12 protein-coding genes and 2 pseudogenes are annotated in these 15,281 nt (G+C 60.2%); 1 reads left to right on the forward strand and 13 read right to left on the reverse strand.

The annotated features are described in order from the left end of the window. Positions 1–473 precede the first annotated feature (473 nt). The 6 genes and pseudogenes from AB3L03_RS29035 to AB3L03_RS29060 form a co-directional block, all read right to left on the reverse strand. On the reverse strand, positions 474–962 hold the full coding sequence (locus AB3L03_RS29035; protein WP_368507435.1) for a cytochrome family protein: 489 nt from the start codon (positions 960–962) through the stop codon (positions 474–476). 47 nt (positions 963–1,009) lie between these two features. After that, entirely contained in the window at positions 1,010–1,432 is a 423-nt protein-coding gene (locus AB3L03_RS29040; RefSeq protein ID WP_368507436.1) for a cupin domain-containing protein, read from the reverse strand. Between the two features lie 187 nt (positions 1,433–1,619). Continuing rightward, positions 1,620–2,605 (reverse strand): annotated as a pseudogene (gene cydB / locus AB3L03_RS29045) (cytochrome d ubiquinol oxidase subunit II). A 2-nt stretch (positions 2,606–2,607) separates the two neighbouring features. Then, on the reverse strand, positions 2,608–4,014 hold the full coding sequence (locus AB3L03_RS29050; protein ID WP_368507437.1) for a cytochrome ubiquinol oxidase subunit I: 1,407 nt from the start codon (positions 4,012–4,014) through the stop codon (positions 2,608–2,610). 11 nt (positions 4,015–4,025) lie between these two features. Then, entirely contained in the window at positions 4,026–5,765 is a 1,740-nt protein-coding gene (gene poxB / locus AB3L03_RS29055; RefSeq protein ID WP_368507438.1) for a ubiquinone-dependent pyruvate dehydrogenase, read from the reverse strand. Between the two features lie 367 nt (positions 5,766–6,132). Continuing rightward, positions 6,133–6,480 carry a hypothetical protein gene (locus AB3L03_RS29060; protein ID WP_368507439.1) on the reverse strand — a complete coding sequence of 116 codons (348 nt, stop codon included), beginning with the start codon at positions 6,478–6,480 and terminating at the stop codon, positions 6,133–6,135. 227 nt (positions 6,481–6,707) lie between these two features. Here AB3L03_RS29060 and AB3L03_RS29065 point away from each other — a divergent pair, with 227 nt between their 5' ends. Next, on the forward strand, positions 6,708–6,935 hold the full coding sequence (locus AB3L03_RS29065; RefSeq protein ID WP_085351486.1) for a hypothetical protein: 228 nt from the start codon (positions 6,708–6,710) through the stop codon (positions 6,933–6,935). A 533-nt stretch (positions 6,936–7,468) separates the two neighbouring features. Here the strand turns inward: AB3L03_RS29065 and rpoH are convergent. The 7 genes and pseudogenes from rpoH to AB3L03_RS29100 all read right to left on the reverse strand — a co-directional run bounded on the left by rpoH (position 7,469) and on the right by AB3L03_RS29100 (position 15,265). Further along, a complete protein-coding gene (rpoH, locus tag AB3L03_RS29070; protein ID WP_368507440.1) occupies positions 7,469–8,422 on the reverse strand; it encodes an RNA polymerase sigma factor RpoH in 954 nt (317 codons plus the stop codon). Positions 8,423–8,680: 258 nt separating this feature from the next. Further along, on the reverse strand, positions 8,681–8,974 hold the full coding sequence (locus tag AB3L03_RS29075; protein ID WP_368507441.1) for a hypothetical protein: 294 nt from the start codon (positions 8,972–8,974) through the stop codon (positions 8,681–8,683). A gap of 32 nt (positions 8,975–9,006) precedes the next feature. Then, on the reverse strand, positions 9,007–9,687 hold the full coding sequence (locus AB3L03_RS29080) for a sensor histidine kinase (protein ID WP_368507442.1): 681 nt from the start codon (positions 9,685–9,687) through the stop codon (positions 9,007–9,009). A gap of 94 nt (positions 9,688–9,781) precedes the next feature. Continuing rightward, positions 9,782–10,144, reverse strand: coding sequence for a MarR family transcriptional regulator (locus AB3L03_RS29085; protein ID WP_368507443.1), 363 nt, complete (start codon positions 10,142–10,144; stop codon positions 9,782–9,784). 71 nt (positions 10,145–10,215) lie between these two features. Continuing rightward, a complete protein-coding gene (locus tag AB3L03_RS29090) occupies positions 10,216–10,335 on the reverse strand; it encodes a hypothetical protein (RefSeq protein ID WP_368507444.1) in 120 nt (39 codons plus the stop codon). Between the two features lie 654 nt (positions 10,336–10,989). Continuing rightward, a pseudogene (locus tag AB3L03_RS29095) lies at positions 10,990–14,099 on the reverse strand (multidrug efflux RND transporter permease subunit). Beyond that, positions 14,096–15,265: an efflux RND transporter periplasmic adaptor subunit gene (locus tag AB3L03_RS29100; protein ID WP_368507445.1), complete on the reverse strand. Its 1,170-nt coding sequence runs from the start codon at positions 15,263–15,265 to the stop codon at positions 14,096–14,098. Before AB3L03_RS29100 ends, AB3L03_RS29095 begins: the two are co-directional and overlap by 4 nt. Positions 15,266–15,281: the final 16 nt, after the last annotated feature.

Genomic DNA, 15,281 nt, shown 5'->3' on the forward strand with positions numbered 1-15,281 from the left:
TGCCGAGGCCGCACATAAATGTTGCCTCCGGCGAACACCGGAGCCGCACCGCCGGCTCGCTCCAGGCCCATTCTGCCTGCAGGTGTCAAGGCCCCGCCATTCAGCACATCCGGTTGGGATACATCGATGCGAAGGCCGCAGGCTCTTGATCCGCGAAGGACCATGCTGCAAACGCAGATGGAATTGTCGCCATCGAGATCAGGGCCGCAGCGGTCAGAATCTTGAAAACAGTCATACTCGTCTCCGTTGTCTCACTCGTGCGGAGAGTTCGCGGCTTGCGATGACGGCTGCTCTGTCAGTGCGTTTCCTTGGAAGTTTCTACGCGAGTGATGTAGGCATTCCTCGCAAGAACCCGGCGTTGTTGCGGATCACTCTTCCGAGAAGGTGAAATCAAGTCGGGGCTGCTACGCCATTTATCGACTTATGTTTGCTGCGCGCAGATGCGGGAATGCCTACGGTACGCAGTGAGAGCCTCAATTGTGCGGGACATCGTTAGCGTTTGGATCCGATGGGGAAGCCCTGCTCGGTAGGCGGATTTCGACGACGCCGCGGTTAAGAGCCTGATGGCACGAATTGCATGCGTCGGTCAGGCCGGCGTAGGTCTTGGCGAATGCCGTGCCATCCTTGGCTTGGATCGCATTGTTGAGCTCCCTGAACGGCTGTTCCATGACGGAGGCAATCATCTGCGGAAGAGAGGTCTGCTGGTCGGTTGGATGGGACCGCCCGAGCCGATCGAATGAGCCACGGAGCGCTCGAAGTTCGTAGGCCGCAAAATCCCAGTTTCCCTCCTGCTCGGCTCGCCAAAGTCGTTCGTGCCGCGGCTGGATCGTCTCGATCATCAGATCGCTGATGCTCGGCAGATATGGGATAGCAGCAGGCGAGGGCGCTCCAGGCCCGGCGGCGACGCTGCGCGAGCTCACAAGAGCGATCGCCAGGAAGGCGGCCAGGGCAATTGCGACCATAGCAACCAAGATCGGGCGGCGCCGGATGTGTGCTGCTCCTGGCTCTATCATGAGCGCACCGGAAGTGTGGGCCAGGCCTCGTCAGGGAGGTTAATAACAACGGGCGTCGCGGTGCTGCGCACGACGATCCATCGAAACGGTTCCTGCTTCGAAGGATTGATCTCCATGTGCAGCAGGAAGGCGGGCACATGAATGAAATCGCCGGCCCTCGCCTTCGCGACAGTTTCGCCTCTCTCGCCCCAGCGGATCTCGCAGATGCCCGAAAGAACGTAGGCAATCGTCTCTTGCTCTCCGTGATGAGGAACACCGGTTTGTGATCCCGGTCCCGCTTCAAACAGTCCACCCCAGATGGCCGAAGCGATATTGAGCTCCGGTGCGATCGCGGCGTGACGCTCGCATCCCGGCGTCTGCGCCGTTCCCCGATCGAATTGGGCGGGGCTGACGATGTTGATTGTCGCAGAAGTAATCATGGCGTCCCGAAGTGATTTTTGATGCTCACTTGGTAAGTTAGCTCGCCTCGACTAGAGAACCATTATATTCCAGTTTAATGATCTGGCTGGTAGTGGCATACGCAGCTGAGGTGCCAAGCTGATCAACTCCCCAGTGCCGGTCACCGCCGAAGCCGCGCCGAGCTCTTTGAGCATGCCAACTCTCGCTTTAGTAATGCTCAGCTGTCGAACCGATCTTGCCGCGAAATACGAAGTAGTTGATCGCGGTGTAGAGCAGCATCAGCGGGAAGACGAACAGGCCGGCGCCCCAGAACATGAAGGCGAGGCTCGCGTGAGGCGCGGCGGCCTCATCGATGGTGATGGCGAACGGGATCATGTAGGGCCAGAACGAGATCGCGAGCGTGCCGAACGCGGCCACGAAGATGAGTGCCACCATCGGAAACGGTAGTGCATCCTGACGAAGTCGGACGCTTGTAGCGAGCATGATGGCGGCCAGTGCGCCGGCTATCGGGAAGACAAACAGGGCAGGTCGGTCGAGCCAGCGCGTCATTACCGGAAGGTCCTCCGCCAAGGCGTAGCCAAATACGATGGCCAGGAAGGCGAACAGGGCCACCGACAAATAGGGAATGAAGCGATAAGACGCCTCGCGAACGTCGGCCTCACACTTCCGTACCAGCCAGCAAGCGCCCAGCAGTGCGTACCCAAGACAGAGCCCAACGCCGCACAACACCGAAAACGGACTTAGCCAGCCGGAGGCTCCACCGACATAGCGCGCGCCGACTATCGGAAGACCCTCAACCAGTGCGCCCACCATCAGGCCCTGCATGAATGCCGCGGCCAAGGAGCCGCCCGCGAATGCAGCGTCCCAGATCCACCGCATCCGTGCTGCCTTACCACGAAACTCGAACGCGACGCCGCGCAGGATCAGTCCGGCCAGCATCAGCAAGACCGGCAAATAGAACGCCGAAATCAGTGTCGCATACGCAAGCGGGAACGCTCCCCACAACACGACGCCGGCGCTCACCAGCCAAGTCTCGTTGCCGTCCCAGATCGGCGCGACCGCGTTCACCATCGCGCGTCGTGGCGCCTCACCAGGGTGATGCCGAACAGAATGCCGACGCCGAGATCAAAGCCGTCCAGCAATACGTAAAGCAGGATGCTGATCGCCAATACCGCGACCCAGAACATCACCATCGCTATTCTCCTGCGGTGAGCGGAAGGGCGGGGTTGCCTTGAAGGTCGGCCGCCGACATCGGGCGATTGGGAATGCCGGAGGTCGCCATCCCGAGGCTGCCTGCGGGGCCTGTCCGCAGCAGGCGGTAGATGTAGTAAATGCCGAACACGAAGATGAAGGTATAGAGTGCGCAGTACACCAGGAGCGAAATCGCGGCCGTACGAGTCGTCAAAAAGGGTGTCATTGCATCAGCGGTGCGGAGCAGCCCGTAGATGGTCCAGGGCTGGCGTCCGACCTCCGCCGTGAACCAGCCGGTCAGCGTCGCGATGAAAGGCAGAGGAAAGCTCAGAAAGATCGACCAGAGCAGGAGCGGATTGCGGTGAATCCGGCGCATCCAGCACCGGTAGGAGCCGAGCCAGCCTAGCGCCAACATCAAGAGGCCGCAGCCTACCATGATGCGGAACGCGAAGAAGGGAATGAGTACCGGTGGCCGGTCCTGAGGCCGAAAGCTGGTCAGGCCGACTTCCCTGGCATCAAAGCTCATGCTGCCGATCAAGCTGCCGAGAATCGGAATCTTGATTTCGTACCGATTGGTCTGCGAGGCCGCATCAGGCAGAGCGAACAGAACCTCGCCCGCGGGCTGCTCGTCGTGCCAACGGCCCTCGATCGCCGCGAACTTCGCCGGCTGGTCGTCATGCGCGTAATCGCCGACGAGATGGCCAAACAGCAGTTGAATGGGAAGCAGCACGGCAGCTAGATACAGGCCCATCCGAAGCATGATACGGGCTTCCGGGGTGTAGATCCGTCTCAGCACGTACCACGCTCCCCTGGCAGCCACGCAGAACGCGCCGGTGAGATAGGCGGCGAGCAACATGTGTGGGAAACGCACCCAAACCACCGGGCTGAAAATGATCTTGAACCAATCGACCGGAATAAAGACGCCGTTTTGCATGGCGTAGCCCACCGGCACCTGCATCCAGCTGTTGTTGACCATGATCCAGAAGGCTGAGAGCGTCGTGCCCAGGGCCACCATGGCAGTGCAGAAAAGATAAAACCACGGCGGAACGCGCGACCGGCCGAACAGTAGAATTCCAAAGAAGCTCGCTTCTAGTGCGAAGGCGGTAAAGCTCTCGTAGGAGAGTAGCGGCCCCTGAATCGGCCCCGACATCCGGGAGAGCTCGCTCCAGTTGGTGCCAAACTGAAACGCCATCACAATTCCGGAGACGACGCCGAGACCGAAGGCAACGCCAAAGATCTTGAGCCAGAACTCGAAGAGCGCGCGGTAGGCGGGACGTCCGGTCGCGATGTGCAATGCCTCGAGAATCGTGAGCCACGCTGCAAGACCGATCGTGAACGATGGAAAAATAATGTGGAAGGAGATGGTGAAAGCGAACTGAAGGCGCGACAGAAGCAGCGCTGTGAGTTCCATTGCTGCCTCCCTCAGCGCCAAAGATTGGACCGGGCGAGGTCCACGACCTCGTCGCTGCGTCCGCTGATCACGGCCTTGATCATGTAAAGGGTAAAGCCCTTCGCCATCTCCAGCGTGATCGACGGCGGCATCGCGAGCTCGGTTCGGTTCACAACCGCATCGATGAGAACTGGCCCGTCGTGCGCGAGCGCCGCAGCGATTCCATCATCGACCTCGGCGGGGTCTTCGAGGCGAATGCCGCGAATCCCGACGGCTTCGGCCATCGCTGCGAAGTTCGGATTCTTGAGCTCGGTTCCATAGTCAAGAATTCCTGTCGACTTCTGCTCGAGCTCGATGAAGCCCAATGCACTGTTGTTGAACACGACGACCTTCACCGGAAGGCGCTGCTGAACGAGGGTAAGGAAATCTCCCATCAGCATCGTGAAGCCGCCGTCGCCAGAGAGCGAGATCACTTGCCGACCCGGACACGCCGCTTGCGCACCGAGGGCTTGCGCCATCGCGTTGGCCATGGAACCGTGCCAGAATGATCCGAGTAGCCAGCGCTTGCCGTTCATCTCGAGATAGCGGGCGGCCCACACTGTCGGCAGACCGACATCGCAGGTGAATACCGCATCTTCGGCTGCCTGGTCGCTGATCGCTTTCGCGACCTGCTGAGGGTGGATCAATCCGCCGCCCGGCCTGCCGACGGCAAGCTCGTCAAGCCCCTTGCGCGCCTTGGCGTAGTGTCGCTGGGCTTGCACGAGATGCGCAGCGTCGGTCTTCTGCGTGAGCAATGGCAGCAACGCCGCAAGCGTCTCGCTCACGCCGCCAACGACTCCGACATCGACCGAGGCCCGGCGGCTGATATTCTCGGGCCGCAAATCCACCTGCGCAATGCGCGCACCGCCCGCCTCCGGATAGAACTGCCTGTAAGGAAAGTCGGTCCCCAGCATCAACAGGACATCGCAATCGCGCATGGCGTAATAGCCGGAAGAAAAGCCGATCAGCCCTGTCATTCCAACGTCATAGGGATTGCTCCATTCAACATGCTCCTTGCCGCGCAAGGCGTGCACCATTGGTGCTTGGAGCAGTTCACCGAGGGCGAGCAGCTCGTCATGGGCGCCCGCGCATCCTGAGCCGCACAAGATCGTCACGCGGCTCGCGTCGTTGAGCAATTTCGCCAGCCGATCGAGATCGGCGGGAGCGGGTGTGACGACCGGAACAGGTGGTAGCAACATTGCGCGCTTCGGCGGTGGCGCCACTGCAGCGACCTGCAAGGCGACGTCCCCCGGAATGACGAGGACTGACGCGCCGCGCTTGCCGACCGCCTCCCGGATCGCGGTCTCCAAGGCGCGCGGCATCTGGTGGGATCCGGACACGAGCTCGCAGTAGTGGCTGCATTCCCGAAACAGCTCTTGCGGGTGCGTCTCCTGAAAGTACCCGCTGCCGATTTCAGGTGAGGGAATGTGTGCAGCGATCGCAAGAACGGGCACGCGCGAGCGGTGGCAATCGAATAGTCCATTGATGAGGTGAAGATTGCCGGGTCCGCAACTGCCCGCGCACACAGCGAGTTCGCCCGTCAGATGCGCGTCGGCGCCGGCGGCAAAGGCCGCCACTTCCTCGTGCCTGACGTGAATCCAATCGATCTTCCCATGGCGGCGAATAGCGTCGGTGAGGCCGTTGAGACTATCGCCGACCACGCCATAGATGCGTTTGAGTCCCGCAGCCGCGAGGGTTTCCACGAACTGGTCGGCGACTGTTTTGGTCGGCATTAACGCCTCCTCTGGAAAAGTGAGGACGAACCTGGAGGGCAGCCACCGCCGCTCGCAGAATCGCCCAAAGTTCTGTCCAAGAAGATAGCGAGGCTGGCGCGCGGAGTTATTAAATTGGCTTTTAGGCCGACTAAATTCGAGTTTACAAGCTGTGCGGCGGCTTCAATTGGCTCGGCCACCATGGCCCAGAGGTTTGCGACTGTTGAGGCGTCGAGAGATTGCGCCGTTGTCCCCTGAGGCTTTTGAACGCAGCGCGAAAGGCGTGGCGACGAGCTATGGCGCTATCCTGTGAATGCGCGTTCGCAGCTGGCCACATTTTTGCAAGCCGACGCGCAGAACGTCGGCTGTGCAATGCTATCAGTGCTCGTTAAGCCTGTGCTCGCAGCATCGAGTCAGTTGGTTCGGAAAAACCAGTCGGAGCTTCGCCGGAGTCAACAGCCCGACAAATGGAATTAATCATCGTATCCACCTTCGCCTCTTCACGGTCGATGGCGGGATTGGTCCCCAGCAAAGAGCCGTTCATGCGATGGCCGTTGCTCACGGCGTCCGACGACAGCGCTGTACCCAACGAGTTGGTCCCGGGTGTAGCTGCGCTGGAGCCGAAGACGCCGCCTGTCCTGAGCGTCTGATGCGAGCCCATTCCCCCATGGGCGAATGTCGGGTTGGTTATAAGACCGAGAAAGGGGGCGACTAGGAGAACACAGATCTTCTTCATGACGAAAGTCCTTTCATACAGAGAAGTAGGAAAGGAGCCGCAAGCGCAGAGTAACGATTCGTTGTGTGTAGATTGACCGTCAACCGGGAGCTTGCTTCCCTTGGGCAGTAACTCACAGCGCGTTGAACGTCCGTGAGCGAATATTGCATTTCGAATCCCGGCATCGACTCCGACCTGTGTGGGTGAAAGCCAAATGGTTTGGCTTCACCCTTCATAGGAGTAGTTCGATGACCAAAATCAAGCTGTTGTCGGCCGGACTGATCGCGACCGCGATGCTTGCGACGCCCGCCATGGCTCGCGAGCACTACGTAGCCCAGCGGCATGTGGCGGCGGCTGCCTCCACGGCCGAGCGTGACGTTGATGGGCGTGTGTGCGTTCCTGCCCCCCGCGTGGGCGCATTTGCGACGGCGCCGTGGACGGGCGACAATGTCCCTTGCGAGCCTCAGCCGTTTTGAGTCGATAAGCCGCGCGTGCCAACGTTGGCTTCCAAGCAGCATTGGGCTGATCCATCATTCGGTCAGCCCAATGCCGTCCGACACTGCTCTCCCGACGAGAAATAGGACCGGCAGGAACATTCCAGATCGATCGTTCGATCGATTGCGACACGTTTGAGCAGACTTGCGGCCCGTGCGGCTGCGGGACCTTCTGCACAGGGTCGAATCACCCGCACTCGATCGCTCAAGCCTCTCTTGACTCCGGGCGACTGCGCGGATCCGGACAACCGCGTGGAAACGTCATCATGATCCCTCTGTGGATCTCCGGGACGCGGCCATATTCCGGTCTCCAGAATGACATCCAGAACGCCCGAGACAGCGTGGGTACCGGAGAAATGAAGCGTCAGGCGATCGCCCCGCTCTCCAGCGTGCGATTACGAACGTCGCATTATCGGCCTCACTCGTGTTGCGTCCAAGGCGCTCCGGCGAGCTTTACGGTCCCGCGCAACCCCGAACCGGCGGTGATAGGCCCGCCGCCGTTGTCGAAGGAAGCTCTATGCCGCTTCCATCTGTTTATTGCGCTCCTCCGGCTCGGAATTCGATGCCGACCTGTCCGGCCTGAGGTTCCTCCTGGCGGCCCGCTTGACCTTTTCAAAGGCGCAGGTTTCGATTTGCCGGACGCGCTCGCTAGAGATCGACAGTTCGCACGCCAGGACTTCAAGCGTGGCAGGGCGGTCGTTTAGCCGGCGCGCCTCGAACACGCGTCGTTCGCGTGACGTAAGAGTATCCACTGCGGCGCGCAGCGCGCGTGCTTGCTGCTCAGATTCATCATGTTCGGCCAGGAGCGCCTCCGCCGTCAGCGATGGGTCGACCAGCCTCGACTGCCAGTCCGCCGTCTCGCTATCTTCGCTAACCAGCCTGTTTAGCGACAGGTCGCCATTCAGTCGGCGGTCCATCTCCAGAACGTCGCGAGGCGAAACCTCCAGCCGCTTAGCGATGGCATCGGCCACCTCCGGCGTGAGGCTGGACGTCTCGCTGGCAAGCTTCCTCATTTCGCGCCTGAGACAGAAGAACAGCTTCTTCTGGGCAGCCGTCGTTCCGATCTTGACCAGTGACCAGGATCGAAGAATGTAATCGTGAATCGTAGCCTTGATCCACCAGAGCGCGTAGGTCGAGAAACGTGAGCCGCGACCCGGCTCGTAACGTGTTGCGGCCATCACCAGACCGAGATTGGCTTCGGAGATGATGTCAGCGAGCGGGAGACCATATCCGCGATAGCGCTTCGCCACGCTCGCGGCGAGCCGAAGATGGCTAGTCACGAGGGCGTCGGCAGCGGCTTGATCGCCCAGCTCTTGCCAGCGGCGCGCAAGCTGCTGCTCTTGCTCGTGTTCAAGCATTTCGAAACGGCGGATGGCGCCAGCGTACCGTCCAAACGGGGATGACTCCGTCCGATTGATCGCCGTGGTTTTCAAACTGGTTTGCGCGACGGCTACGTTGCAGTCCTGCATGATGCAGCTCCGATGATTGAGCCCAGCATCTATGGATTAAGGAACGACCTACCGATGCGCTATTAAAAGGCAATTCCGGTGTTTAAATTCGCTGTTAGCTGAACTGGGGCCGACCGAGTGCGCGCTCGGCGCAGGTTGGTGGCGGGAATCTCAAGCCGCGGTGGAGCTTGACGCAGCCTCCTGCGCCGGCGCGGGCCGGCCCCGGAACTCTGCTGCAGGCGATCAAGATAGAGGTAGACCAAGGCGTGGTGAACAGCGTCAGCAGCTGCGCCAGCGTTTGCCGTTCTTCGCGAGATAGCGTGCGGCCCACCTGGTTGGCAGGCCGACATCGCAGGTAAAACTCGAATCCTCGGTCGCCTGGTCACTGATCGCCTCGGCGATCTGCTGGGGATTGATCAGCCCCTTTCCAGCAAGCTCGTCGATCGCCTTGGCACAGTGGCGCTGGGCCTGCTCGAGATGCGCCGCATCGAACCTCTGATTGAGGATTGCGAGCATGCCGCAGGCCACATCCGCCGCGGCCCGGCCGTCGATATTCTCTGGCCTAAGATCCACCTGTGCTATGCGCGTGCCACCGGCTCGCTTCGCTACGTGTTCACATCTCGATCCAGGTCGATAAGCATGGAACAAGCAACCCCCGCCGGCCGGAAGTGGAGTTGCACTTCACCGTAATGATCGAGAGCCTTCGTAATCAGGCGCGAACCGAAACCGCTGCGCTTGGGCTGCTTCACCTCCGGCCCGCCATCCTCGTACCAGACAAGGGCGAGCTTACCGGGGGCGCCGAGTGCTTGCTGGATCTCCCAGGTGAGGTTGACAGTCCCGGCTGTTGAACTCAGCGCCCCGTATTTCCTAGCGTTGGTGGCGAGCTCATGAATGACCAAGTGCAGCCAAAGTGCCAACTTTGATCCAATTTCCACATCGGGTCCTCCGACAACGACCTGACCGCGTGCGTAACAGGGACGCATCGTCTGCTCCAGCAATTCAGCGAGCCCAACTTTCGCTATCTCTGATCGGGACATCACTTCATAAAACTCGCTCAAGCCGGAAATTCGGGCCATCACCTTCTCGCGATAATCGTGAACGGTCCGTGATCGCGTCTGTCCAAGTATCGCTTCGACCATGGTCAGCAGATTACGAATTCGGTGATTGGCCTCCTGGAGCAAAAGAGGGAGGCTTTCGCCATTCATTCGAAGTTGCCGACCTCTGTCGCCGGCGGTTGGAGGGAAGCTCAGGATTCCGGAGGTCCCGTCCAGCTGATATCGATCCATCTGATTTCTTCTTGGCTACTGCAGATATGGGGACACAATAGGCCGCCGAAAAACTCAGGCCACTAAACTCGCGTTTCCTGCACTAAATCCAAATTTAGCGGCGCTTCGCTACTCGCTCGTCATCCGATCTGAGAATCGGGATCGATATTCTGCCGGTAGTCCGGCAGCCGGTCGCGGCTGGCAGATACTCAGTGGACCTGACGAGTTCACTCTCGGACATCCCGAGGGCCTCTCCGGCACAGGCTACGATAATCGCCGCCTCGGGATGCGGCGCGAGCCCCCGATCCGTCAAGCGCACGCGGACCTGCTGCTCGTCCTCGGGATGACGCGCGCGGGCGATGTGGCCGATGCCTTCGAGCCGCTTCAAGATCGGGGTTAATGTGATTGATTCGAGAAAAAGCACGTCACCCATTGCTTTAACTGTGCGGTCATCCTTTAAGCGGAGCACGACCACCATGAGGTACTGGGGATAGGTAAGTCCTATTATGGGACGCCTATGCTGGTTCTTTTTAAAGTTCGAAATCTGACCTAGTGAACGCAGCTCCGAATCCGCCGTCGAACGCCTTTTGCAGTCCGCTTGACCTTTACAAAGGCGCTAGTCTCGATCTGCCGCACGCGCTCGCTGGAAATCGAGAATTTGGGCGCCAATTCATCGAGCGCAGGGAGCTTGTCGCTCAGCTGCCTTGCTTTTAAAGACCCGCCGCTCCCGCGTTGTCACCGCATCCAGTGCCGCGCGAAGTGCGCCAGAGTTCCGTGCTGCTTCGCGCCCCCCGGCCAGAATCATCTCGGCGTTGGGCGATAGGTCCGCCAGCATTGATTGCCAATCCGTGTGTCGTCCTCCCGGTTGACGGGCCTCTTCAGCGAGAAGTCGCCACTCACTCGGCAATGCATCTCAATCACCTCGCGAGACGTCACGTCGATCAGGTGAGCTACTACTTCAGCTTTCACCGGCTGTCTCGGTTGCGAGATTGCTGATTTCGTGCCCTGACGCGGGAGAACGCGACCTTGTGGCCCCGTCGTTCCGATGTTGGCCGGGGACCAAGATCGAAGAATGTAATCGTGGATCGTAGCCTTTTCAAACTGGTTTGCGCGACGGCTACGTTGCAGTCCTCATGATGTAGCTCCGATGATTGAGCCCAGCAATCTCATGGAAAGAGCTGCTGACGCGCCAACAAAGGGCAGTTCCTGTGTTTAAGTCTGCTGTTAGCTGAACCGGGACCACTCGAGCAGCCAAAGTCAAGGCCGCGCTGATTGGAGCGCGACCGAGTGTGAGATCGAGCGCGCAGGTTGGTGGCGGGAATCTCAAGCCGTGGTGGACCGTGACGCAGCTTCCTGCGACGGCGCGGGCCGGCCCCGGAACGTCTGCTGCAGGCGATCAAGATAGAGGTAGACCACAGGCGTGGTGAACAGCGTCAGCAGTTGCGAAAGTATCAACCCACCGACGATCGTGTATCCGAGCGGCTGTCGTATCTCGGATCCGGTACCGGTGCCCAGCATCAGCGGCACCCCGCCCAAAAGCGCTGCCATGGTCGTCATCAGAATAGGTCTGAAGCGGAGCACGCAGGCCTGGTAGATCGATTGCTCGGATGTCAGCCCTTCATTGCGCTCCACCTCGAGGGCGAAGTCGACCAGCATGATGCCGTTCTTCTTGACGATGCCAATCAGCAGAATGATCCCAATGATCGCGATCACGCTAAGATCCATATGCACGACGATGAGGAGAAGCAACGCGCCGATGCCGGCGGAGGGCAGGGTGGAGAGGATGGTGATGGGATGAATAAAGCTTTCGTACAGCACGCCGAGGATGATGTAGATGACGATCAGCGCCGCGAGGACCAGCACTAGCTCGCCGGAAAGCGCTGCCTGGAATGCGTTCGCGTTGCCTTGGAAGGTGGTGGCGAGCGAGAGCGGCTTGCCGCTCGTGCGCTCGAACTGCTGGATCGCGGCAACCGCGGTGCCCAGCGCCACCCCCGGTTTCAGGTTAAACGAGATCGTGGTCGAGGGGAACATTCCCTGATGGTTGATGACGATCGGCGCGGCGGTGACGGTGCTTTTGGTGAGCGTGCTCAGCGGGACTTGTTGTCCGTTGGAAGAGTTGAGATAGATCTGCTGCAGCACGATTGGGCTGGTTTGGAAGCGCGGAAGGACTTCCAATACGACGTGATACTGGTTGAGCGACGTGAAGATGGTGGAGACGATGCGCTGGCCAAAGGCGTCGTCGAGCGTATTGTCGATGGCCGAAGGGGAATCCCGAAGCTTGACGCGACCTCCCGGTTAACGGCAACATCAAGGCGCGGCCCGGCGTTCTCCTGGTCGGTCGTCACGTCGGCAATTTCTGGAATGCTCTTCAGCTTGTCCAGGAAGATGGCCGACCAGTGATTGAGCTCGTTCTGGTCGGAATCGGTCAGCGTATATTGAAACTGGGTCTTGGCCAGCCGCGCACCGACCGTGATGTCCTGGGCGGCTTGCATGTAAAGCGTGATGCCCTCCACCGAGGCGAGCCTGGTTCGGAGCCGGTTGATCACTCCGTCTGCACTGGCGTCGCGCTGCTCGCGCGGCTTGAGCGTAATGAAGACGCGTCCCTGATTGACCGTGGCCACCCCGCCACCGGCGCCGATCGCGGAGCCCACGGACAGGACCGCGGGATCCTCGACCACCTTGGCGATGACGGCATGCATGCGCTGGCTCATTGCGGGGTAGGAGATATCCTGTGCGGCTTCGGCGACCCCGACGATCAGGCCGGTGTCCTGCTGCGGAAAGAAGCCCTTTGGAATGACGACGTACAGATAGCCGGTTACGGCGATGGCCAGGAACATCGTCATCAGTGTGATGAAGCGGTGGCGTAGCGCCAGCTTCAGTCCACGTTCATAGAGCGCAAGCAGCCCGTCAAAGGCGCGTTCGGACTGCCGGTAGAGCCATCCATGATTGCCCGTGTCATGCTTGAGCAGGCGTGAGCACATCATTGGGGTCAGTGTCAGCGAGATCACGAGCGAGAGGATCAGCGACACGCTCACCGTGATCGCGAATTCCTGGAACAGCTTTCCAACGTAGCCGCCCATCAGGAACAGCGGGATAAAGACCGCGATCAGCGACAGCGTGATCGAGATGATCGTGAAACCGATTTCGCGCGAACCTCTCAAAGCCGCCTCCATCGGACTCAATCCGGCTTCAAGATGGCGGACGATGTTCTCGATCACCACGACCGCATCGTCCACCACAAAGCCGATCGCAATCGACAGTGCCATCAGCGAGAGATTGTCCAGGCTGTATCCTAGCGCATAGAGGGCGGCGAAGGTGCCGATCAGCGATAGCGGTACGGTGATGGCGGGTATTACCGTGGCCCAGAAATTGCGCAGGAAGACGAAAATGACCATCACCACAAGTGCGACCGTCAAGAGCAGCGTGAACTGCACGTCGGAAACGGAGGCGCGAATCGTCTGAGTGCGGTCGGACAGAATATCGAGCTTGATGCCCGGCGGCAGCGCGGCCTGTAGCTGAGGCAGCTGGGACTTGATCAGGTCGACGGTCTGGATGACGTTGGCGCCGGGCTGGCGTTGAATGGCCAGGATGATCGCCGGTTGTTTGTTGACGAAAGCGCCGATCTGGTTGTTCTCGGATGCTTCGATGACGTTGCCGACGTCGCTGACGTGCACCGGTGCGCCGTTGCGGTACGCGACGATCAGGTTCTTGTAGGCGTCCGGCTTGAGCAGTTGATCGTTGGTACCCAGCGTGAATGTCTGGTGCGGACTGTTCAGCGTCCCCTTCGGCTGATCAACATTGGCCTGCATCAGCACGTTGCGAACGTCTTCCAGGCCGATGCCGCGATTGGCAAGTGCCTGCGGATCGACCTGGACGCGGATCGCCGGCTTTTGCTGCCCGCCAATACCGATCAGGCCGACGCCGGAGATCTGGGAGAGTTTCGGCACCAGGATGTTTTCGGTAAAGGCGTCCACCGTCGTGAGCGGCAAGGTGTTGGAGGTCAAGCCGAGCACCAGGATCGGCGTGTCCGCAGGGTTTACCTTGCGGATGGTCGGAGGGTAGGGAATTCCTGTCGGCAAATATGGCGTCGCCGCATTGATCGCGGCGAGAACGTCGGTCGCCGCGCTGTCGATATCGCGGCTGAGATCAAATTGCACGGTGAGCTGGGTGTAGCCGAGTGCATTCGCAGAGGTCAGCTGCGTCAAACCGGGGATCTGCGAAAATTGCTGCTCAAGGGGTGTCGCAACCGACGAGGCCATGGTCTGCGGATCGGCGCCAGGCAGCCTCGCGGTCACCGAGATCGTCGGGAAGTTGACGTTCGGCAGGGAGGCGACGGGAAGTAGGCGATAGGTGACCAGTCCGCCGAGCAACAGCCCGGCCATCAGCAGCACCGTCGCGATCGGCCGGTGAATGAACGTCGCGGATATGTTCATGGGATTTCCTGCTCGACGGAGTTCTGGAGATCTGCTTCCTGCGCTGCGCTGCCCTGGAGCTCCTGCACGCGGGTACCAGGCTGAAGCCTGTATTGCCCATCGACCACAATCTTCTCGTTGGCCTGAAGCCCTGAATCGATCAGCGCGCTGCCATCGCTGATCTCGGCGACCCTCACTGGCCGCGTCGTCACGGTTTCGTCTGCGCCGATCATCCAGACGAAGGGCCCGTGTGGTCCCTGCTGAATGGCTGAGGCGGCAATGGTCAACCCGTTGTGGCGGGTTTCGAGAAAGAGCCGCGCATTGATGAGTTCGCCCGGCCAAAGCATCCGTTTCGCATTAGGAAAGCTCGCCCGTAGCTTGATCGTGCCGGTGGTCTGGACGATCTGGTTGTCCAGCAGATCGAGCTTGCCCTCGTCGAGCTGGGTCTTGTCATCCTGACTGTAGGCGAGCACCTTCAATGGTCCCTTGGCCATCTCCCGATTGATCTCCACAAAGTCGGTCTGGGGAAGCGAGAACAGCAATGAGATTGGCTGGATCTGGGTCACATCCACTAGGCCAGCTGTATCGGTCGGATGGATGATGTTGCCGATATCGACCTGGCGAAGGCCGGTCACGCCGTCGATTGGAGATGTCAGCTGCGTATAGCTCAAGTTCGTCTTCGCTTGCTCGATGACGCCCTCATCGGACTTCACCATCGCCTGAAGCTGGGCCAATTGGGCCTTCGTGGTATCGACGAGCTGCGTGCTTGCCCAACCGTTCTTGGCCAGCGGCACGTACCGGTTCAGATTGGCCTGTGCATTGTTGACTTGCGCCTGATCGCGATCGCGATTGGCGATCGCCTGATCGAGCTGCGCTTGATAAGGGCGCGGGTCGATCTCGGCGAGGAGATCGCCTTTTTTGACGGTCTGTCCCTGCGTGAAGGCGATCTTGATGAGCTGGCCGGTGATCTGGCTGCGCACGATGACGTTGTTATAGGCAATCACCGTGCCTACGCCACGCCGGTAGATCGGCACGTCGTGACGAACCACCGTTCCCGCCACGACCGGCACCGAGTCCGGCGCAACGCTTACCATGTTTGGTTTGGACGGGCGGATTTGCCGAGCGGCCAATGCAGCTCCTCCGGCAACGACCACGCCAGCGAGAATAATGAGCCATAGTTTGCGCATGCAACGCTCCCCGAAG

Source organism: Bradyrhizobium lupini (genome assembly GCF_040939785.1).
GTDB lineage: Bacteria > Pseudomonadota > Alphaproteobacteria > Rhizobiales > Xanthobacteraceae > Bradyrhizobium > Bradyrhizobium canariense_D.

Excerpts from the sequence above, each read along its gene's own strand:
- AB3L03_RS29035 (WP_368507435.1), bottom strand. The coding sequence starts at position 962 with ATGGTCGCAATTGCCCTGGCCGCCTTCCTGGCGATCGCTCTTGTGAGC.
- AB3L03_RS29040 (WP_368507436.1), bottom strand. The coding sequence starts at position 1,432 with ATGATTACTTCTGCGACAATCAACATCGTCAGCCCCGCCCAATTCGAT.
- AB3L03_RS29050 (WP_368507437.1), bottom strand. The coding sequence starts at position 4,014 with ATGGAACTCACAGCGCTGCTTCTGTCGCGCCTTCAGTTCGCTTTCACC.
- poxB (WP_368507438.1), bottom strand. The coding sequence starts at position 5,765 with ATGCCGACCAAAACAGTCGCCGACCAGTTCGTGGAAACCCTCGCGGCT.
- AB3L03_RS29060 (WP_368507439.1), bottom strand. The coding sequence starts at position 6,480 with ATGAAGAAGATCTGTGTTCTCCTAGTCGCCCCCTTTCTCGGTCTTATA.
- AB3L03_RS29065 (WP_085351486.1), top strand. The coding sequence starts at position 6,708 with ATGACCAAAATCAAGCTGTTGTCGGCCGGACTGATCGCGACCGCGATG.
- rpoH (WP_368507440.1), bottom strand. The coding sequence starts at position 8,422 with ATGCAGGACTGCAACGTAGCCGTCGCGCAAACCAGTTTGAAAACCACG.
- AB3L03_RS29080 (WP_368507442.1), bottom strand. The coding sequence starts at position 9,687 with ATGGATCGATATCAGCTGGACGGGACCTCCGGAATCCTGAGCTTCCCT.
- AB3L03_RS29085 (WP_368507443.1), bottom strand. The coding sequence starts at position 10,144 with ATGGTGGTCGTGCTCCGCTTAAAGGATGACCGCACAGTTAAAGCAATG.
- AB3L03_RS29100 (WP_368507445.1), bottom strand. The coding sequence starts at position 15,265 with ATGCGCAAACTATGGCTCATTATTCTCGCTGGCGTGGTCGTTGCCGGA.